The following is a 19255-nucleotide window of genomic DNA, read 5'->3' as shown; positions in this document are numbered from 1 at the left end:
CGACCGTGCCCTCCCCGCCTCCGCCTCCGTCGTCACAGACGCCTCCGCCTCCACCTCCGCCTCCGTCGTCACAGACGCCTCCGCCTCCACCTCCGCCGCCAGCCCACGCGTCGGCGCCTGAGAAGCCGAGTACGCCCGCGCCGGTTCCCGTGGCAGAGTCCGTCGCGCCCACTGATGCCGCGCAGTCGGGCTCCGACCCCGTGCCGGTCGCCGACGTCCAACACGAACTTCTGCCCACTCAGCCGATCGCCACCGCGGTGGCGCCGAGCGCCGCATACCTGCAGCGCCCGGAACATCCCGCCCTGCTGCACACCGACGTCCATCAAGGCGTCGAGCGGCTGCGCGGTACGGCCGCTCGCGTGGTCAGCAACATGGAGTCCTCGCTTGAGGTGCCCACCGCGACCAGCGTGCGAACCATCCCCGCGAAGCTGCTGATGGACAACCGGGTGGTGATGAACAACCACTTGGCGCGCACACGTGGCGGCAAGGTGAGCTTCACTCACTTAATTGGCTACGCGATCGTCGAGGCGCTCGCCGAGTACCCGGCAATGAACGTCTGCTACACCACGCAGGACGGCAAGCCCGCCGTCGCCACACCGAGCGGCGTCAACCTCGGTCTCGCGATCGACATGACCAAGCCGGACGGTCAGCGCCAACTGCTGGTGCCCAACATCAAGGCCGCGGACGACATGGACTTCGCTCAGTTCTGGGAGACGTACGAGAACCTGGTGCGCCACACTCGCGCGGGCACGTTGCAGGCGAGCGACTTCCAGGGCACCACCATCAGCCTGACCAATCCCGGCACCATCGGCACGGTCCACTCTGTGCCGCGACTGATGCAGGGCCAGGGCGCCATCATCGGCGTGGGTGCGATGGACTATCCCGCGGAATACCAAGGCGCCTCGTTCGAGACGATCGCACGTCTCGGCGTCTCCAAGGTACTCACGCTGACCTCGACGTACGATCACCGCGTCATCCAGGGCGCGCAGTCGGGTGAGTTCTTGGGCCTGGTCCACAAGAAGCTGCTCGGGTTGGATGGCTTTTACGACCGCGTATTCGTGGCGCTGCGCGTGCCGTATGAGCCGGTGCGCTGGGTGGCCGACGTGGACACCGACGAGGATGCGGAACTCGCCAAGCCCGCGCGTATCGCCGAGCTGATCCACGCCTACCGTTCACGCGGCCACCTGATGGCCGACGTCGACCCGCTCAGTTCCCGCCCACGCCGCCACCCGGACCTGGACGTGCAGACACATGGCCTCACCCTGTGGGACCTGGACCGGGAGTATTCGACCGGAGGCTTCGCCGGCAAACAGCGGTGGAAGATGCGCGAGGTGCTGGGTCGATTGCGCGACGCGTATTGCCGTACGGTGGGTGTGGAGTACATGCACATCGCTGACCGCGCGCAACGGGCGTGGTTCCAGGAGCGTCTCGAGCATGGCTACACCAAGCCGAGCCGCGAGGAGCACCTACGCATCCTGGGCCGCCTCAATGCCGCCGAGGCGTTCGAGGCATTTCTGCAGACCAAGTACGTGGGCCAAAAGCGCTTCTCGCTCGAGGGCGGCGAATCCCTCATCCCCCTCATGGACGCGATCCTGTCGTCAGCCGCACGTGCCGGCATCCACGAGGTGTGCGTTGGCATCGCCCACCGCGGCCGCCTCAACGTGCTTGCCAACCTTGCGGGCAAGTCGTACAGCCAGATCTTCTCCGAGTTCGATGGCACGGCGGTGCCAGGTTCGGTGCAAGGCTCGGGAGACGTCAAGTACCACCTGGGCACCGAGGGCGTCTTCACGGCCGACACCGGCGAGACCACCAACGTGTACTTGGCCGCCAACCCCTCCCACCTTGAGGCGGTCAATCCCGTGCTCGAGGGAATCGTGCGCGCCAAACTCGATGCGCTGGGTGCGGACCCCGCCACAGACGGCTATCCGATCCTGCCGGTGCTCGTCCACGGCGATGCCGCCTTCGCCGGCCAGGGCATCGTCCAAGAGACGCTGAACATGGCGCAGCTGCGCGGATACAAGACCGGCGGCACCGTGCACGTCATCATCAACAACCAGGTGGGATTCACCACCGGCCCGCAGGACAGCCGGTCGACGCGCTACTGCACCGACATCGCCAAGGGCTTCCAGATCCCCATCTTCCACGTCAACGGCGACGACCCCGAGGCGTGTGTGCGCGCCGCGCGACGGGCCTTCGAGTACCGCGAGGCCTTTGGGCGTGACGTGATCGTGGACATGGTGTGTTACCGCCGCCGAGGTCACAACGAGGGTGACGATCCCTCCATGACGCAGCCGCGCATGTACGACCTGATCGAGACCAAGCGCTCCGTGCGCCACCTCTACACGGAGGCCCTGATCAGGCGCGGCGACATCACGGATGAGGAAGCGGAGCAGATGTCGCAGGACTACCTCGCGCAGCTGGAGCGGGTGTTCCTCGAGACTCGCGAGGGTTTCGCGGGTTCCCACGCCGAAACCATTGCCGGGCTGGAGTTGCCGTCATCGCAATCCTCGGATGCCGGCGTGATGGTCGGCTGGCAGACGTCGGTGTCGCCGCAACAGATCGAACGCATCGGTCGCGCGCACATGCGCCCACCCCAGGGCTTCTCGGTCCACCCCAAACTTGCGAAGCTGCTGGAGCGGCGCGACGCCATGAGCCGCGAGGGCGGCATCGACTGGGGATACGGCGAACTGCTCGCGTTCGGTTCGCTACTCCAAGAGGGCGTACCGGTGCGGATGGCTGGCCAAGACTCACGGCGCGGCACGTTTGTACAGCGCCACGCGGTGCTCCACGACCGCTCGACGGGTTCCGAATGGACGCCGCTGATGTACCTCGCCTCCGACCAGGCGCGCCTCAACATCTACGACTCCCACCTCAGCGAGTACGGCAGTCTTGGCTTCGAATACGGGTACTCGGTGGAGCGGCCCGACGCCCTGGTGCTGTGGGAGGCGCAATTCGGCGACTTCGTCAACGGCGCCCAGACCATCATCGACGAATTTATCTCGTCGGCCGAGCAGAAGTGGGGACAGTCGTCGTCCGTGGTGATGCTTCTGCCCCACGGCTTCGAGGGCCAGGGACCGGACCACTCGTCCGCCCGGGTCGAGCGCTTCATGCAGTTGGCGGCCGAGGACAACATGGTGGTCGCGATGCCGTCCACCCCTGCGTCGTACTTCCATCTGCTGCGTCGGCAGGCCTACAACCGTCCTCGCAAACCGCTCGTGGTCTTCACCCCCAAGTCGATGCTGCGCCTCAAGGCCGCCGCGAGCGACGTCGCGGATTTCACTCAGGGTACGTTCCGGGAAGTCATCGGGGACGATGCCGTGGACGGCTCCCATGTCACACGCGTACTGATGTGTGCCGGCAAGGTGTACTACGACCTGTTGGCGCAGCGGGACAAGTCCGGCGACACGTCCACCGCGATCGTCCGCTTCGAGCAGCTGTATCCCTTGAACGTAGAACGGATCCACGAGGCGTTGGCACCGTTCGACGGTGCCGAGCTCATGTGGGTCCAGGAGGAGCCGCAGAACCAGGGCGCGTGGGCCAACATGTCGCTGACCCTGCCGCAAGTTGTCGGTGACACCATCGCGGTGGTTTCCCGGCCAGCTTCCGCCTCGCCGGCGTCGGGGCTTGCCTCGCGCCACCATGAGGAGCAGGCTGATCTCGTGGCGAGGGCGTTCGACAAGTGACACACGTCTTCTTCGTTGGCGACGAACTCACGGCGGGTCACGGAGACCCCAAAGCGCTGGGATGGACGGGGCGTGTCGCTGCACGCACCCTCCCCCTGGCCCCAGAATTGCGATTCCACACCCTTGCCGTGCCGGGAGAGACCACCGGCGAACTGACCGCGCGATGGGACGACGAGACGCTCCGGCGCACCGGGGACCCCGTTCCGGGCGCGGCTCCTCATGCCGTGCTGTTCGCCATCGGCCGCAATGACGTGCACCGTGGCATCTCCCCCACGATGACGCGCCTCAACATCGCAAACACGTTGGACCGCGCCAAGGCGCTCGGCTTTCGCACGATGCTTGCCGGGCCGCCGCCGGGTCGCGCGGAGGACCAGCAGGCGATTGCGGAGCTTTCCGCGCTGTGTGAAGAATCCGCCGCGCGCCGAGGCGTCCCTTACGTGGACATGTTCGGGCCGCTCGCGCGCCACGAGCAGTGGGTGGCCGACATGGCGATAGGACACGAGAGTCTTCCCCACCAGGCGGGCTACGGGCTCATGGCGTGGCTGGTGCTGCACTCCGCCTGGCACGACTGGCTGGGCGTCGAGCAGCCTGCCGTCTAGCGACGGCCGCGGGCTAAACGTCGGCGCCGGAGTTGCGTAGCGTCACTGTGAGGTCGTGCGGCCGTGACGCGATCGCGATGGCGTCCTCGTACGAGACTTCCCCGGAGGTGACCAGGCGGAACAGGTGCTGGTCGAACGTTTGCATCTTGTAGTACTCGCCCTCCGAGATCAGGTCCAGGATGGGCGGCTGACTCGACGGGTCGACGATCGCCTCGGCGATGCGGCCGTTGTTGATCATGACCTCGGCCACCAGGGCCCGGCCCGAACCGTCCATCTTGCGCACGAGTCGCTGCGACACGATGCCGCGCAGCGTCTGCGCCAGCGTGGCACGCACTTGCGTCTGCTCGTGAGGAGTGAAGAAGTCGACGATGCGATTGATGGTGTCCTGTGCGTCCACCGTGTGGAGCGTCGCGAGTACCAGGTGCCCGGTCTCCGCCGCAGACAATGCGGCCCGTACGGTCTCGATGTCGCGCATCTCACCCACGAGGATCACGTCGGGATCTTGACGCATCGCTCCGCGCAGCGCGTTCATGAAGTCCAGGGTGTCAGAGCGCACCTCGCGCTGGCTGATGATCGCCTTCTTGTCGCTGTGGAGCACCTCGATGGGGTCCTCGACCGTGATGATGTTGACCTCACGGACCGTGTTGATGAGGTCAACCATCGACGCGAGGGTGGTGGTCTTTCCGGAACCCGTGGGCCCGGTCACCAGCACGAGTCCGCGCGGCTCGAGCGCGAGGTCCGCCACGACCGCCGGAATTCCGAGCTCATGCATAGGCTGGGCGCCCACGGCGACGCGACGGAACACCAGGCAGTCCGTTCCGCGCGCCACGTACGCGTTGACGCGGAACCGTCCCACCCCGGACAGGGAGAAAGCGAAGTCCGCCTCGTGGATGTCGCGGAACTGCGCCACCAGGTCCTCTGGCAGCACCTGGGCCACCATGTTTCGCGTGTCTTCAGCCGTCAGCGGCGGCACCTGCAGCTTGCGCAGACGGCCATCGACGCGGATACGCGGCGCGGACCCCACCTTGCAGTGAAGGTCGGAGCCTCCCGTGGACGCGAGGGCGTGCAGGAGGGGGATAACGGAAACGGGCTGATCGCTCACGATTGCTCCATCGGCATCACGGGACCTTGACTTGAGAAGGCTAACGCGTTGCGTGCGACGGTGCGTCCGCGACGCCGATTCGGGGCGGGCGGTGTGGTTTCGCTGTCGATGTGGAATGATGGAGGGTCGCCCGAACGAACCCCAAGGAGTCACCATGAGCAAGCGTGGTCGCAAGCGCAAGACGCGCGCCAAGTCCGGCGCCAATCACGGCAAGCGTCCCAACGCTTGATTCGTGCAGGGCTGTTAGCCCTGAGATGAGCAAAGCCCGCGTCCGTCGACGCGGGCTTTGTTTGTGATGCTCGCGCCCCAGCGCAACAACAACAGTCCTGCTACTTGTACTCGTCGCGAGCCATCTGCAGGGTGCTCAGCACCCGTTCGCGCAACTGGTGGGGAGCCTTGTCTCCGTGCGCTTGGGACACCAGCAACCGGATCTTCTCGTTGATGCGGTGCTCGGCCTCGCACGGCGGACAGTCCTTCAGGTGCGCGCCGATGCGCAGTAGCTCCTCGTCCGACAACTCGCCGTCGATGAACTCGAACAGTTTGTCCAAGGCCTCTTCGCATTGCCGCTTAATCACGGTGCACCTCCTCGACTGACGCACCCCCGGCGCAATGACGCGCGCTCGTCTCCCACTGATTCTTCATGGTGTCACGACCCCGCCCTGTGGTCGTAGATTCCGCGTTCGGCCGCGTATTCGCGCAGTTTCTCGCGGAGCATCCGGCGGCCGCGGTGCAGCCGGGACATCACGGTTCCCACCGGGGTGTCCATGATCTCGGCGATTTCCTTGTAGGCGAAGCCCTCGACGTCGCTGAGGAACACCGCCATCCGGAAGTCGTCGGACAGTTCCGCGAGCGCATTGCGCACGTCGTCGTCGCCGATGCTGTCCAAAGCGAGTTGCTCGGCCGATGCCAGCCCGGAGGACTGGTGCTCGGCTGCGGCCGCCAACTGCCAGTCCTCGACGTTGTCGGCATCGGTGCGCTTCGGTTCGCGCTGCTTCTTGCGGTAGGTGTTGATGAACGCGTTGGTCTGGATACGGTACAGCCAGGCCTTGAGGTTGGTGCCGGGAGTGAACTTGTCCTGGCCCGCGAAGGCCTTGGCATAGGTTTCCTGCACCAGATCCTCTGCGTCCGCACCGTTGCGCGTCATTCTGAGCGCGGCGGCATACAGCTGGTCCATGAAGGACAGGGCATCGGTCTCGAAGTCGAAACCGTCGGCGTGAGTGGTCATTGCGACCGAGCCTACCGGGCCACGCGACCACCCGAGGGTGACGTCCGGCGCACAGACCTGAGTCCCGCGCGTCGTGGTCCTTTCGGCCAGCAGGGTCATGCCTCTCAGAACGCCAGATGACGGGTCCTCATTCCCCACCGTGTACAACGGCCTGCGCGTGGGTAGGCTGGGAGACATGATGCGTTCACTAGCCCGTCCCTTGTTGGCCTCCTGGTTTGTCTACGGGGGTGTCCGCGATGCGCTGGAGCCGCAGGCCCGGGCGGCCGCGGCCGAACCCGTCGTGGGCCCACTCCTGAAGGACGCCGGCGTGGAGGTGCCCATGGAGACCCTCGTCAGGGTCCACGGCGCCGCCACTGCCGCCACAGCCGCCATTCTGGCGATCTCCAAGACCCCCCGCACCGCCGGGGTGGCACTCACCGGCCTTGCCGCCGTCACGGTGGCTACGGGAGCGCCGTTCTGGCGCCTGCCGGAGGGCGAGGCGCGCGATGCCGCCCTTGACCAGTTCATGAAGAGCTTGTCCCTGCTGGGCGGCGCCATGCTGGCCGCCACCGCTGGACACAGCGCAGGGCACATCAAGCGCAAGAAGGCCCACAAGGCCAAGTCAAGGGCGAAGGCCGCGGAGAAGGCCAAGTCCGAACGCAAGGGCAAGTGAGCGGTGTGCTCCGGCCGGGCACTGGTCCCGGCGAGGTGTGGGACGCCCCCACACATTCCGTGCGCCACGGCCACGCACCACTTGATGCGACCGTCGAGGTACCGGGCTCCAAGTCGCTGACCAACCGCTTTCTGGTGCTCGCCGCCCTCGCCGAGGCCCCGGTGACGATGCGCGGGGGGCTGGTGTCGCGGGATTCCGCGCTCATGATCGAGGCGCTGCGCTCACTTGGCGTCTCGGTAGACGTGGGCGCGGATGCGTGGACGATCACGCCGGGTCCATGGCGCGGTGGCGTATCGATCGACTGCGGCCTCGCGGGCACCGTCATGCGCTTTGTGCCGCCGCTGGCCCTCCTGGCCGGACTTGGCGGAGACATCAGACCCATCACCTTTGACGGAGACGCCGGGGCTCGCGTGAGACCCATGGACGCGCTCATTGATAGCCTGCGCTCCCTGGGCGCTGCCGTGGAAGACGGCGGCCGCGGCACCCTGCCCTTCACGGTGACGCCGCCGACCGCCGTTCCCGGCTCCGTGGACGTGGACGCCTCGGCGTCGTCGCAATTTGTGACGGCCTTGCTGCTGGTGGCCCCCAGACTGCCGGGCGGGCTGACCGTGAGGCACGTGGGCAAGGCACTGCCGAGCCTGCCGCACATCGACATGACGTGCCAGACGCTGCGCTCCGCGGGGGTGCGCGTGGACCAGCCCGACGAACGCACGTGGGTGGTCCACCCCGGCGCCCTGTCCCTGGGCGACGTGCGGGTGGAACCCGACCTGTCCAACGCCGGCCCCTTCATGGCGGCGGCGTTGGCGGCGGGGGGCACGGTGCGAATTCCCGGCTGGCCCGCGGTCACGACACAGCCCGGGGTGCTCTATCCGGAGCTGCTGGAGCGCATGGGGGGTCGCTGCAGCCTGGATGGCACCGTCATGACCGTCACCGGCACGGGGGATGTTCGCGGCATTGCCGCGGACCTCGCCCCCGCCGGCGAGCTCACCCCCACCATCGCGGCGCTGTGCGCCATCGCGTCGGGCCGCTCCGAGCTGACCGGCATCGGGCACTTGCGCGGCCACGAGACGGATCGGCTCGCCGCGATCGCGACCGAGGTGGAGCGCGTGGGCGGCGTGTGCCTTGCCGGAGATGACTCCCTCACGTTCGGCGGAGCGCCGAGCCCGGACGATGCCGCTGGCGGGCTTTCGGGCGCCGTCTTGGAGACGTATCACGACCACCGGATGGCCACCTTCGCGGCCATCGTGGGGATTGTTGTCCCTGGTATTCAGGTCATCAATGTGGGCGCCACCGCCAAGACGATGCCGGACTTCCCGCGCCTGTGGGCGCAACTGCTCGGCGGCACATAGGCGCCTGCGCCCATCCCTCGGGGCGCGCTCCTAGACGTCGACTCGAACGCCCTTCTCGAAGGACTCGATGATCCCCATCGCCACCGCGAGTGCGCGGCGACCCTCACGGGCGTGGACCGGCGGCTGCTGGCCCGCACGGAACGCGGTCAACACCGCGTCCATGTGCCGGTCAAACGTGTACTCGAAGGTACGGGCCTCGTCATTGAAGTACCCCGGCTCCCACACCCGTCGGGTCTCGTCACCCGCGGCCGACACCGTCAGCCGCTTGACGGTGTCCTCGATGATGAGCCGCCCCGTGGTGCCATTGACCTCGACCAGGTGGGCGTCGGGGTAGGCATACGAAGAGTCGTAGGACCCGACCAGGGAGCCCACGGCACCTGAGGCGAACTGCAGCGCCACCGCGAGCGTGGTGTAGGTCCCGGCCCGCGTCATGTCGGTCATCTGGGCGGCGACCGAACCAATGGGGCCGCACAGTTGCTCAAGCATGTCGAGCCCGTGCACTTGGGTCTCGATCAGGTTGGCGTGCGGACTATCACCGTAGTTCGGCTCGCCGCCAAAGCGCCACGTGGCGAACACGATGTCGCCGAGCTCGCCCGCATCGATCGCCGCCTTGGCGCGCATCACCGGTTCCGCGAAGCGGTGGTTGAGGTTGATCGCGAAGAACAGGCCTTGGCGCTCGGCCTCGGCGAGCAGCGCATCGGCCTCTTTCAGGTCGAATACCAGGGGCTTCTCAACCAGCAGCGGCACGCCGCGCTCGAGTAGGTGCAGGGTGGGGGCGAAGTGTGCCTCGTTGGGCAGGCAGACCGTGACGAGGTCGGGGCGCGCCTCGTCGAGCATCGTGTCGAGGTCGGTGAAGGGCGCCGTGTCGAACGTGGCCGCGCGCGCCGCCGTGCGGTCCGGGTCGCGCCCCACGATGCCCACCAGTGCGGTATCACGACGTCGTGAGACGATGCGCGCGTGCTGGGCGCCCCACGCTCCGGCGCCCACCACGGCGATCCTCAGTGCATCGTCCATCGTCACACCCTCCGTCTCATTCGCACGAACACTCCTCACACTATCCGGCTGGGCTCGGTAGTCTCGGAGCATGACGGAATCCCCGGCGGTCGCGTGACGGACTGGAGCCACTACGACGAGTCCGACGCGAAGGTGCGTCCCTCGCGCAGCTCGCGGCCTCGCTCCAAGCGTCGACCCGCGCACAACGACGCGATCGACGGCACGGTGGTGATTGTGGACCGCGGCCGATACACGGTGTTGACGGATGCGGGTCCGATCGTGATGGCGGTCAAGGCGCGCGAATTGGGCCGCCGCGGGCTGGTGGTGGGCGACCGGATCGGCCTGGTGGGTGACGCCTCGGGAACCCCCGACACGTTGGCGCGCATCGTGCGCCGCGACGAGCGGGTCAATTCCCTGCGTCGCACGGCCGACGACACCGACGCCGCCGAGCGCGTGGTGGTCGCCAACGCGGACCAGCTGGCGATCATCGCGGCCGTGGCCGATCCTGAGCCGAACCCGCGCATCATCGACCGGTGCCTGGTGGCCGCGTTCGACGCGCGCATGCGGGCGCTGCTGGTGCTGACCAAGGCGGACCTGACCACGGCCGACGCCATGCGCGCTTTGTACGAGCCGCTGGGCGTCACGGTGATCGAGACGTCCGTGAAGCGCGCGGGAGGGCCCGAGGCGGACCCCGGCTTTCACCTGCTGCGCACGGAGCTGGTCGACTCCAAGACGGTCTTTGTGGGCCCGTCCGGGGTGGGCAAGTCGACGCTGGTGAACGCCCTGGCACCCGCCGCGGGCAGGGCCGTGGGGCGCGTCAACGACGTCACGGGGCGCGGTCGCCACACGTCCACCTCGTCGCTCATGCTCGAGGTGCCCAGCGGCGGTTGGATCATCGACACCCCTGGTATTCGCTCTTTCGGACTGGCCCATGTGGATCCGGAGCACATGATGAGCGCCTTCCCCGACGTGGCCGACTACGAGGCAGAGCACTGCCCGCGCGGCTGCACACACCTGAGCGCGGAGGACGGCTGCAAGCTGGACGACTGGGTGGGAGACAACCCCGACCGCGCAATCAAGCTGGACTCGATCCGGCGGCTGCTGATTTCGCGCGCATCGGGCGATGGCTACTAAGTCCTCGCAGGACCCGAACGGCTCGTTCAACGGGAACGGCGGGTGAACGGTTGTCGACTCGCGACCGCCAACGCGCCGTCCACTACCCTGTCCCCATGACCTACGCCGACGATCTCGCGTTGGCCCTCGCCATTTCCGACGAGGTCGACGCCCTCACGATCGCGGGCTCCCTGAGCGACTTTGCGGTCGAGACCAAGAACGACGACACCCCTGTCACCGCGATCGACCGCGCCGCCGAGCACCTGGTCCGCGATCGCCTCACCGCCGCACGTCCGAACGACGCGATCGTCGGCGAGGAGTTCGGCGCCTCTCGCGGCGCACTGGACCCCGTCGGCGGAAAGTCCTTCGCGCGCCGGTGGGTGGTCGACCCGATTGACGGAACCAAGAACTTTGTGCGCGGCGTTCCCGCCTGGGCCACCCTGATCGGCCTCGTGGACGGCGACGAGGCCGTAGTGGGCGTGGTGAGCGCACCCGCTTTGGGCCGACGCTGGTACGCGGCGCTCGGAAGCGGCGCGTGGGGCGTCACCCACGTCCACGGTTTTCCCACCGCGCCGCGGCGCCTCCAGGTGTCGACCGTGACCAACCTGTCCGAAGCGTCGGTGTCCTTCAGCTCCCTGTCCGGCTGGGAGGAGCGCGGCATGCTCGGCCCGTTCCTCGACCTCACCCGTGCGGCCCGGCGCGTGCGTGCCTTTGGCGACTTCTGGAGCTACATGATGGTGGCGGAGGGCCAGGTAGATGTGGCATGCGAGCCTGAGCTCGCACTCCACGACATGGTCGCACTGGCGCCGATTGTCACGGAGGCCGGCGGTCGCTTCACGTCGCTCGGCGGCGAGTCTGGGCCGTTCGGTGGCGACGCCCTTGCCTCCAACGGCGCGCTCCACTCGGCAGTGCTCGCGACCCTCACCGCGGCGTAGATCACAGCCATCGTGCGCGCGGAGCGGTCGAGACGCGCACGCGTGATGAGGTGACAGCATTGACCGCCCAAACGCACGTGGGTACTGCCGACGAACGAAAGCTCTAGCCCCCCATCACCTCGGCCAGGTCATACCAGAGCAAGGTACGGTCGGCGAGGCGCTCGGCGGCGTCGTCGTCGCCTTCGAGGGCGGCCCGAGCATCGACCGCCGCCTCTTCCTCGTCCACAAAGACGCACGCGATCGACGCGGGGTCGAGCCTGCCCGCAATGCGTACCGCGGCGGGATGCCTGGCGCCGTCCGCGACGGCGTCGGCGCGAGATACGTCGGCGGCCACCACGGCGCGCAGCCGCGAGCCCAGTTCGAGCGCCGAGGCCATGCCTGCTGCGTCGATAGCGAACTCCGCCAGTTCATCCTCGTCGAGGGCGGGCATGGCGTCCCTCAACACGTCAGAGACGGCGTATGCCCGTTGCGGCTCCCATTGGCCCGAGGTCTGCAGGGCAAGCTCGTCGATGGTGGCGGGGATGTATACCCTCATGCCCCCAGTGTGACCCTCAGCGGCCGTGGCGCGCAGGATGACGCGCCTGCTACGCCCGGGTGGTCACCACAGCCGCACCGCGAGCGGCCGCGGCGACGGCTTGAATCCCTCTGCGTGCCGTGGATCTCGGCGCACGCTCCCCAAGTGCCTGACCCGCAAGCGCGGCGGCGTCACATGCACGCGGGTCCCAACCGACGGTCCACACCTCCTCGACGGCGCTGTACCTCCGCAACGCGTCCGCCACGGCCTCGCGCGGACGCTGGCCCGCCACGGACCCTCTCACGCGGTTCACTACCACGAGCCGTGGAGTCGTCTCCACGGGGACTACCGCGTCGAGCTCCGCGAGCGCATGCACCATCCGTTGGATTCCCAGCGGTTCCGCGCTGCCCACGGCCACTACCACGTCGGCCGCCGCCAGCGCGGACAGGGTCGCGCCGTTGCGCTGCGGGGCGTGGGTGTCGTACTGGAGTTCCTCGTCGCGCTCCAGCGAGAATCCGCAGTCCACCACCGTGACCGCCGCTTGCCCGCGCAACAGTTCCCACACCGGTTCCAGTGCTGACGCCGAGAGCTCCGTCCAGCGGTCTGCGCGAGTCACTCCCGACAGCACCCGGAGTCCGGGCGCCGCCTGGAGGGCATGGCGGTTCACGGTGTCCTCGCTGAGGGAGCCTTGCAAGGAGGCCCGGGCCAGCGCCGCGATGCCGGGTGCCTCATCCAACAGTCCCAGTGCCTGCGCCACCGCGCCACCGTACGTGTCGACGTCCACCAGAACCGTCGGTTCCTTGAGTGCGAGGTCATAGGCCATGGACACGGCGAGCGTGGTGCGCCCCGGTGCGCCCGTGGGACCCCACACCGCGATGATGACACCGCGCCCCACGCTTTCTCGCTCGGGAGGGTCGTCGGCTCGCTCGGTCGACGCGACACGGCTCGACGCCGCACTCACGGATGCGAGGACCGCCGCCGCGTCGGCGTCGGCTGGCAGAAGTTGATCGATGCCCAGGCTCCGGAGGTGATCCTCCGCATCCTGACTCGACGGAACTCCCACCACGGCGAGACCCGCGGCCGTGAAGTCGGCCACCACCCCACGATGCAGTTGCGACTGCTCGGACACCAGCACCACGGAGCCGACGCCCGCACGGGCGGCCGCGAGCGCCTCCGTGAGGTCGGCGCATCGGCGCGCCACGCTGAGTCCCGGCGCGACACCGACCGCGGCGGCGACTGCGCTCTCGCGCGGGCCACGGACCGCGATCAGCACCCCGACGGTCACGCGGCACCGCCCGGTGGGCCCACCACCGAGATGTCCCCCTTGGTCGCGAGCGCGTCCAGGAATCGCTCGACGTCCCGCCGCGGGACAACCACGTACACGGTTTCGACGGACCCGGCCGAGAATGACCCCGCATCGTGGTCGACCGCCTCGACCACCAGGCCGGACGCCACCAGCTCGGTGCGCGGCTCATCGGCGTCTGTGCGGGTCAGGTAGATGTCCACGGTGGAACCGCGCTCCACGCCGTCCGCGAGGGGAAGGTTGGTCCGCACCGCGATGGGTCGACCGTCGAAGTCCTGCGGGTCTGCGAGAGAGTCGTGTGGCACCAGTTCGCCGTCTCCGATGACTCGCGTCACCACCTGACCCCACGGCTGCTGGCCGGGCGCGGCATAGACGCCTTCGGGGATCCGAACGTGGACTACGACCACGTCGGACATCCTGAGGATGGTTCCCGGCGTCAGGGTGTGTCTGGCCGCGTAATAGGGAACGGTCGTGTCGGCCGACCGGACGATGCCCGTGACGGCGATCACGGCCACGGAGATCAGCAGCAGGCCCACCACCAGGCGCGGATCGCGCCACCCCGGCCGCCTCAGCCGACCGGCCACAGGCGTGTCACTCATGCGAGACCCCCTCTCTCGTTCTGGGCCTCATCTTGCCCGAGGACGTCATTGCGCGCCACCGCACTGTGGAAAACGCGCCCGCGCCGAACATCGAGTGCCACAATGAGGGGCATGGCCCCACGGTTCCTCACACTCGCCGACGTTCAGGAGGTTCTGAACATCTCCTCGCCCCAGGCATACGCCTTGGTCCGTTCGGGGCAGTTACCCGCGATTCAGGTGGGCGGCCGCGGCCAGTGGCGCGTCGAATCGGTGGAACTCGAGAACTACATCGCCCGCCAATACCAGGCCACGCGAGACAAGGTTCAGGCCGGCGGCGCAGAGGACTGACGGCTCATGACATCGCCGAACGCACGCGCATGATCGCGTCGATCGGCACCGCGGACATGGCGCCCACCGAGGTGGACACCTCTACGTAGTCGGCGCCCACGATGGCGATGAGGCCCGTCACCTCTCCCACCCCAAAGTCGACAATCACGCGCGCGCGATCACGTGCCAACGCGCGCAACGCATGCCCGATGCCCAGGCGGCGCTCCACCTCGGTGACGTGGGATGTGCGCGGCGGCAACCCGGAGACCAGCGCCACCGCACGCATCGGCACCAGCGTCTGCGGTCCGCCTGCCTCCAACAGCAACCATTGCACGGCCGCGTCCACCACCACCCCCCGCACCATCTCGCCGTCGCGCAACGTCAACGCCACGGACTGACCGCGTGCGGTCAGCAGGCGTTCGGCCAGCTCGATCGATGCCCGCTCCGACCGGGTCAGGTCGGAGACATCGGCCTGGAACTGCGCGTCCTGTGCCGCACTCAGCTGCGCCTCGAGGTCCGAAAACAGGTCATCCCATCGCATGGGGAACACCGTAGCGACCCCACATATCCACAGGAACGGTCGACACGCTCGTCACGCTCGTGTATACCTAACATCATCAAACCGCATTAAACGCAGTCATACGATGCTTGGGAGGGGTAATGCGCATCATGAGCAGAATTGCCGCATGGATCGCCGTGCTGGGATTGCCGGCGGTGGCGTGGGCACTGGCACGCACCGCGTGGGCACTGTGGGAGGGTCGTGGGACCGCGGCTGCGGTGGACAACCTCGTGGCGATGGGCGCCGCGGGCATCGGAGCTGTTGCGGCCGGGTATCTTGCCATCACCGGGTGGGCAATGCTGCTGGGTGCCGTTCTCCATGGCGGTCGGGCCGTGCCGCGGTTCGTGGCGGCGCTCGCGCCGCCGTCGTGGCAGCGCGTCACGGCCACCGCTTTGGGTATTTCCATGACCGCCGGCGTTGCCGGCCCGGCCCTGGCCTCCTCGTCGACGACGCCGCACGTGGGATGGGGCGAGCCCGTCCCGCCGTCGGCCGCGGCACCCGCACCGGCGCATTCCCCGACCGTTGCCACGTCAGTCGGTTGGACGCCTCCCAGCACCACACCGCCCTCCGCCGGCGGCGGCGCGCTGGCGGTCGGCTTCGTGGCCGCGCCTCCCGAACCAGCACCCTTGCCATCGGCTCGTCACCAACCGCCTGCCCACGCCGCGCCGGAAGGCACAAGCGCGGCAGGGGCCGACGACGGGCCCGCGCACCCCTGTACTTACACCGTGGAGCACGGCGACTCCTTGTGGCGCATCACGGCGGCTTTGTTGGGACCTGGGGCGAGCGATGCCTCCATCAACCGGGCGTGGCCTCAGCTGTATGCCGCGAACGCCGACGCCGTCGGCGCGGATCCGGCCCTCATTCACCCTGGGCTTGTACTCACCGTTCCCACGGGATTCCAGCCATGACCGCCGTCGCCGCTGCGGCGCTCGAGTCGAGTTCCACCTTCGCCCGGCAACCCATGCCAGCGGCCGCGCCGCCATCCATTGTCCCCACGGCGTATCGGAAGCGGCGCGCTCTCGGCGACCCGACGCCCTTGGCGTGCACGGTAGCTCGCACGGCACTGGACGTCGCCCTGGGAGCACACGGAATCGACACCCTGACGCGGTGGATCACCCCCACCCTGCGCACGTCGCTTCTCAAGCAACACTCGCTCGCCCGCCGGGCTCGCTACGTGACCCGCGGAGACATCGTGGTCGCACGCATTCGGGTGTGCCGCGTGAGCGCCACCGCCGTCGAGGCCGGCCTCGTTGTCATGGAGGGCGACGTGGCACACCCGATGGCCATGCGGCTGGAAGCGTGCGCGGGCCGGTGGCTCACCACCGCCCTCGATGTCGGCTAGCGCGCGCTACTCATTCTTCCCGTGGCACATCTTGTACTTCTTGCCAGATCCGCACGGGCACTGAGCATTCTTCGCCGTGCCGGGGAACGTGCCGCCGTCCGCTTCTGACTTCTTGGCGGCCTTCGCCTTGGTCGTGGACGCCTTGCCGGAGCCGTCGTCGGACGGACCGGAATACGTGAGTGCGCCCATCGACGACGTCACCGGGCCGCCGCCGGTCATGGTGGAACCGGGGACCTGCCTTCGCGACTGCGCGCCGTCACCCTTGGGACCGGACGCGGCAGGGGCATCTCCCATGGCCTTGGGAGCCGTGCGAGCCGTCGTGGCCGCGCTCGCCGCGTCCACCGTCGCGGCCGGCTGAGGCGCCTGTTCGCGCTTCTCCACGCGGTACAGGACCTGGAGCGCCTGCTCCTTGACCGCGTCGGACATGGCGCTGAACATCTGGTGGGCCTCGCGCTGGTACTCAATGAGCGGATCGCGCTGACCCATCGCCCGCAGTCCGATTCCCTCCTTGAGGTAATCCATCTCGTAGAGGTGCTCGCGCCACTTCAGGTCGATCACCTGCAGAAGCACCTGACGCTCCACCTGACGCATCAGGTCGGGGGTGATCCGCTCCTCCACGGCGTCATACGCGATGCGCGCATCGGCCGTGAGCTCGCGCTCCAGGAAGCTCTGAGTAAGGTAGCGCAAGCCACCCGCCTCCTCCACCACCTCGTCCACCGTGAGAGACACCGGGTAGATGGCTCGCAGGTCAACCCACAGAGCCTCCAGGTCCCAGTCATCGGACGCGCCCACCATGGTCTCCGCCCGCACCGTCGAGCCGACGACGTCGTCCACGAAACCGCGAACCTCGTCGTGCAGGTTCTCACCGTTGAGAATGCGGCGGCGCTCGCCGTAGATGATGGAACGCTGCGACGACGCGACGTCGTCGTACTTCAGGATGTTCTTGCGGATCTCCGCGTTGCGTCCCTCGATCTGGGCCTGCGCGCTACGCACTCCGCGCGTCAACATCTTCGACTCGATCGGCAGGTCGTCTGGAAGCGCGCTCGAGTTCATCATCGTGGCCGCAAGGCCCGACTGGAACATCCGCATCAGGTCGTCTTCCAACGACAGGTAGAACCGGGACTCGCCCGGGTCTCCCTGACGACCGGAACGCCCACGCAACTGGTTGTCGATGCGACGAGACTCGTGGCGTTCCGTGCCCAGGACGTACAGTCCGCCGGCCGCCAACACCTCTTCGTGTTCAGCGGCCACATCCTTGGTGGCCTGCTTGAACACGCCATCCCACACGCGCTCGTACTCGTCCGGCTGGTCATGCGGGTCAATGCCGCGGCTGTGCATCTCTTGCACCGCCCGGAACTCCGGGTTGCCGCCCAGCATGATGTCGGTCCCACGACCGGCCATGTTGGTGGCAACGGTGACCGCGCCCTTGCGACCCGCCTCGGCCACCACGGCCGCCTCGGCATCGTGCTGCTTGGCGTTCAACACCTTGTGCTGGATGCCGTGCCTGCGCAGTTCCTTGCTCAGCTGTTCGGACTTCTCGACCGAGACGGTACCGATGAGCATCGGCTGGCCGTTGTGGTGACGCTCCACAACGTCCTCGATGATCGCATCGTACTTGGCCTGTTCAGACTTGAACAGCAGGTCCGACTGGTCCAGGCGGATCATCGGCTTGTGGGTGGGGATCGAAATGACGTTCATGCCGTACGTCGCGTTGAGTTCAGCGGCTTCGGTCTGTGCAGTACCCGTCATGCCCGAGAGCTTGTCGTACTGGCGGAAGTAGTTCTGAAGCGTGATCGAGGCATACGTTTGGTTCTCGGCCTTGATCTGCACGCCTTCCTTGGCCTCGATCGCCTGGTGTAGGCCCTCCGAGTAACGGCGCCCCGACAGGAGCCGGCCCGTGTGCTCGTCGACGATGTGGACTTCACCCTGCTGGACCACGTACTCGCGGTCGCGGCGGAACAGTTCCTTCGCCTTGATGGCGTTGTTCAGGAATCCGATCAGCGGCGTGTTCGCGGGGTCATACAGGTTCTCTATGTTGAGCGCGTTCTCGACCTTGTCGATGCCGGGCTCAAGGATTCCGACGGCGCGCTGCTTCTCCTCGACCTCGTAGTCCTCTTCGGCCCTCAGGTCCCGCACGAGTCGCGCGAACCGCACGTACCACTCAAGATTGTCGCCCGCGGCGGGACCGGAAATGATGAGCGGGGTACGGGCCTCATCGATGAGGATCGAGTCCACCTCGTCAATGATCACGTAGTGGTAGCCGCGGTGCACCAGCTGCGACGGGTCCATCGCCATGTTGTCGCGCAGGTGATCGAAGCCGAACTCGTTGTTGGTTCCGTACGTAATATCCGCGTAGTACTGGCGCTTGCGCGCGGCGGGGTCCTGGCCCGAGACGATGCAGCCGGTTTCCAGCCCTAAGAACCGGAACACACGCCCCATGAGCTCGGACTGGTAGCTGGCGAGATAGTCGTTCACCGTGACCACGTGCACACCCTGGCCCTCGAGGGCGTTGAGGTATGCGGGCAGTGTCGCCACGAGGGTCTTGCCTTCGCCGGTCTTCATCTCGGCGATGTTGCCGCCGTGCAGGGCCGCGCCGCCCATGATCTGAACGTCAAAGTGGCGCAGTCCGAGCGTGCGCTTGGAGGCCTCCCGCACCGCCGCAAATGCCTCGGGCATCAGCGAGTCCAAGCTTTCGCCCGCCGCGACTCGGCCCTTGAAGTCTGCGGTGAGTCCGCGCAACTCCTCGTCCGTCAGGTCGACGTACACCTCTTCGAGCGCGTTCGTGAGGGCGACTACCTTCTCAAGGCGGCGCAACTGGCGCCCCTCGCCCATGCGAATGATCCGATCAAGTACTGCCACGGTGTGATGTCCCGCCTTCCTGCGTGGGCCACCGTCCATCCTAGGCGGTCGCCAACTGAGGTTCGATTCTGCGTGGGCGCAACGACACAGCGGCCACACCCAGCGTGCCGCACCGACCCTAC

The 19255-nt window shown here is 67.6% G+C and carries 18 protein-coding genes; 9 read left to right on the top strand and 9 right to left on the bottom strand.

Annotated features, from left to right (window positions below):
• Positions 1–149 precede the first annotated feature (149 nt).
• Both QZZ29_RS02265 and QZZ29_RS02260 read left to right on the top strand, forming a co-directional pair.
• Positions 150–3683, top strand: coding sequence for a multifunctional oxoglutarate decarboxylase/oxoglutarate dehydrogenase thiamine pyrophosphate-binding subunit/dihydrolipoyllysine-residue succinyltransferase subunit (locus QZZ29_RS02265; protein ID WP_366478879.1), 3534 nt, complete (start codon positions 150–152; stop codon positions 3681–3683).
• Positions 3680–4282, top strand: a complete 603-nt coding sequence (locus tag QZZ29_RS02260) for a GDSL-type esterase/lipase family protein (RefSeq protein ID WP_291381043.1) — start codon at positions 3680–3682, stop codon at positions 4280–4282. Before QZZ29_RS02265 ends, QZZ29_RS02260 begins: the two co-directional genes overlap by 4 nt.
• A 13-nt stretch (positions 4283–4295) precedes the next feature.
• Here QZZ29_RS02260 and QZZ29_RS02255 read toward each other — a convergent pair whose 3' ends face one another.
• The 3 genes from QZZ29_RS02255 to QZZ29_RS02245 form a co-directional block, all read right to left on the bottom strand.
• Positions 4296–5384, bottom strand: a complete 1089-nt coding sequence (locus QZZ29_RS02255; RefSeq protein ID WP_291381042.1) for a PilT/PilU family type 4a pilus ATPase — start codon at positions 5382–5384, stop codon at positions 4296–4298.
• A gap of 329 nt (positions 5385–5713) precedes the next feature.
• The gene (rsrA, locus tag QZZ29_RS02250; protein WP_291381041.1) at positions 5714–5959 is read right to left on the bottom strand and encodes a mycothiol system anti-sigma-R factor; all 246 of its coding nucleotides are present in this window, start codon (positions 5957–5959) and stop codon (positions 5714–5716) included.
• Positions 5960–6030: 71 nt separating this feature from the next.
• Positions 6031–6609 (bottom strand): sigma-70 family RNA polymerase sigma factor, encoded by a 579-nt coding sequence (locus QZZ29_RS02245; protein ID WP_291381040.1) that lies wholly within the window; start codon positions 6607–6609, stop codon positions 6031–6033.
• Between the two features lie 175 nt (positions 6610–6784).
• Here QZZ29_RS02245 and QZZ29_RS02240 point away from each other — a divergent pair, with 175 nt between their 5' ends.
• Together QZZ29_RS02240 and aroA are read left to right on the top strand one after the other, a co-directional pair.
• The gene (locus QZZ29_RS02240; RefSeq protein WP_291381039.1) at positions 6785–7261 is read left to right on the top strand and encodes a hypothetical protein; all 477 of its coding nucleotides are present in this window, start codon (positions 6785–6787) and stop codon (positions 7259–7261) included.
• On the top strand, positions 7258–8610 hold the full coding sequence (aroA, locus tag QZZ29_RS02235) for a 3-phosphoshikimate 1-carboxyvinyltransferase (RefSeq protein ID WP_291381038.1): 1353 nt from the start codon (positions 7258–7260) through the stop codon (positions 8608–8610). Before QZZ29_RS02240 ends, aroA begins: the two co-directional genes overlap by 4 nt.
• Before the next feature lie 30 nt (positions 8611–8640).
• Here aroA and QZZ29_RS02230 read toward each other — a convergent pair whose 3' ends face one another.
• The gene (locus QZZ29_RS02230; protein WP_291381037.1) at positions 8641–9624 is read right to left on the bottom strand and encodes a Gfo/Idh/MocA family oxidoreductase; all 984 of its coding nucleotides are present in this window, start codon (positions 9622–9624) and stop codon (positions 8641–8643) included.
• Positions 9625–9717: 93 nt separating this feature from the next.
• Here QZZ29_RS02230 and rsgA point away from each other — a divergent pair, with 93 nt between their 5' ends.
• Together rsgA and QZZ29_RS02220 are read left to right on the top strand one after the other, a co-directional pair.
• Positions 9718–10737, top strand: a complete 1020-nt coding sequence (gene rsgA, locus QZZ29_RS02225) for a ribosome small subunit-dependent GTPase A (protein WP_291381036.1) — start codon at positions 9718–9720, stop codon at positions 10735–10737.
• A 95-nt stretch (positions 10738–10832) separates the two neighbouring features.
• On the top strand, positions 10833–11651 hold the full coding sequence (locus tag QZZ29_RS02220) for an inositol monophosphatase family protein (protein ID WP_291381035.1): 819 nt from the start codon (positions 10833–10835) through the stop codon (positions 11649–11651).
• A 103-nt stretch (positions 11652–11754) separates the two neighbouring features.
• On the opposite strand, the gene QZZ29_RS02215 is transcribed toward QZZ29_RS02220, so the two are convergent.
• The 3 genes from QZZ29_RS02215 to QZZ29_RS02205 are packed head-to-tail and all read right to left on the bottom strand — an operon-like array spanning position 11755 to position 14067.
• The gene (locus tag QZZ29_RS02215) at positions 11755–12186 is read right to left on the bottom strand and encodes a hypothetical protein (RefSeq protein ID WP_291381034.1); all 432 of its coding nucleotides are present in this window, start codon (positions 12184–12186) and stop codon (positions 11755–11757) included.
• A 49-nt stretch (positions 12187–12235) separates the two neighbouring features.
• The gene (locus QZZ29_RS02210) at positions 12236–13450 is read right to left on the bottom strand and encodes a hypothetical protein (RefSeq protein ID WP_291381033.1); all 1215 of its coding nucleotides are present in this window, start codon (positions 13448–13450) and stop codon (positions 12236–12238) included.
• Positions 13447–14067, bottom strand: a complete 621-nt coding sequence (locus QZZ29_RS02205) for a hypothetical protein (protein WP_291381032.1) — start codon at positions 14065–14067, stop codon at positions 13447–13449. The genes QZZ29_RS02210 and QZZ29_RS02205 overlap by 4 nt, the downstream gene beginning before the upstream one ends.
• A 111-nt stretch (positions 14068–14178) precedes the next feature.
• On the opposite strand from QZZ29_RS02205, the gene QZZ29_RS02200 reads away from it, so the two are divergent.
• Entirely contained in the window at positions 14179–14394 is a 216-nt protein-coding gene (locus QZZ29_RS02200; RefSeq protein ID WP_291381031.1) for a helix-turn-helix domain-containing protein, read from the top strand.
• A 4-nt stretch (positions 14395–14398) separates the two neighbouring features.
• Here QZZ29_RS02200 and QZZ29_RS02195 read toward each other — a convergent pair whose 3' ends face one another.
• Complete coding sequence (locus tag QZZ29_RS02195; RefSeq protein ID WP_291381030.1) at positions 14399–14914, bottom strand: hypothetical protein; 516 nt, start codon at positions 14912–14914, stop codon at positions 14399–14401.
• Positions 14915–15042: 128 nt separating this feature from the next.
• Here QZZ29_RS02195 and QZZ29_RS02190 point away from each other — a divergent pair, with 128 nt between their 5' ends.
• Both QZZ29_RS02190 and QZZ29_RS02185 read left to right on the top strand, forming a co-directional pair.
• Positions 15043–15840 carry a LysM peptidoglycan-binding domain-containing protein gene (locus QZZ29_RS02190; RefSeq protein WP_291381028.1) on the top strand — a complete coding sequence of 266 codons (798 nt, stop codon included), beginning with the start codon at positions 15043–15045 and terminating at the stop codon, positions 15838–15840.
• On the top strand, positions 15837–16274 hold the full coding sequence (locus QZZ29_RS02185) for an Rv3235 family protein (protein ID WP_291381027.1): 438 nt from the start codon (positions 15837–15839) through the stop codon (positions 16272–16274). The genes QZZ29_RS02190 and QZZ29_RS02185 overlap by 4 nt, the downstream gene beginning before the upstream one ends.
• Positions 16275–16280: 6 nt before the next feature.
• Here the strand turns inward: QZZ29_RS02185 and secA are convergent, their stop codons facing one another.
• A complete protein-coding gene (secA, locus tag QZZ29_RS02180) occupies positions 16281–19172 on the bottom strand; it encodes a preprotein translocase subunit SecA (RefSeq protein WP_291381026.1) in 2892 nt (963 codons plus the stop codon).
• Between the last annotated feature and the right edge of the window lie 83 nt (positions 19173–19255).

Source organism: Demequina sp. (assembly GCF_016278765.1).
Lineage (GTDB): Bacteria > Actinomycetota > Actinomycetes > Actinomycetales > Demequinaceae > Demequina.
The sequence above is the reverse complement of the archived record's forward strand: the minus strand, read 5'-3'. Positions and strand labels throughout refer to the sequence as shown.

Excerpts from the sequence above, each read along its gene's own strand:
- QZZ29_RS02190 (WP_291381028.1), top strand. The coding sequence starts at position 15,043 with ATGAGCAGAATTGCCGCATGGATCGCCGTGCTGGGATTGCCGGCGGTG.
- QZZ29_RS02205 (WP_291381032.1), bottom strand. The coding sequence starts at position 14,067 with ATGAGTGACACGCCTGTGGCCGGTCGGCTGAGGCGGCCGGGGTGGCGC.
- QZZ29_RS02195 (WP_291381030.1), bottom strand. The coding sequence starts at position 14,914 with ATGCGATGGGATGACCTGTTTTCGGACCTCGAGGCGCAGCTGAGTGCG.
- QZZ29_RS02200 (WP_291381031.1), top strand. The coding sequence starts at position 14,179 with ATGGCCCCACGGTTCCTCACACTCGCCGACGTTCAGGAGGTTCTGAAC.
- QZZ29_RS02240 (WP_291381039.1), top strand. The coding sequence starts at position 6,785 with ATGATGCGTTCACTAGCCCGTCCCTTGTTGGCCTCCTGGTTTGTCTAC.
- QZZ29_RS02245 (WP_291381040.1), bottom strand. The coding sequence starts at position 6,609 with ATGACCACTCACGCCGACGGTTTCGACTTCGAGACCGATGCCCTGTCC.
- QZZ29_RS02215 (WP_291381034.1), bottom strand. The coding sequence starts at position 12,186 with ATGAGGGTATACATCCCCGCCACCATCGACGAGCTTGCCCTGCAGACC.
- QZZ29_RS02185 (WP_291381027.1), top strand. The coding sequence starts at position 15,837 with ATGACCGCCGTCGCCGCTGCGGCGCTCGAGTCGAGTTCCACCTTCGCC.
- secA (WP_291381026.1), bottom strand. The coding sequence starts at position 19,172 with ATGGACGGTGGCCCACGCAGGAAGGCGGGACATCACACCGTGGCAGTA.
- QZZ29_RS02220 (WP_291381035.1), top strand. The coding sequence starts at position 10,833 with ATGACCTACGCCGACGATCTCGCGTTGGCCCTCGCCATTTCCGACGAG.
- QZZ29_RS02230 (WP_291381037.1), bottom strand. The coding sequence starts at position 9,624 with ATGGACGATGCACTGAGGATCGCCGTGGTGGGCGCCGGAGCGTGGGGC.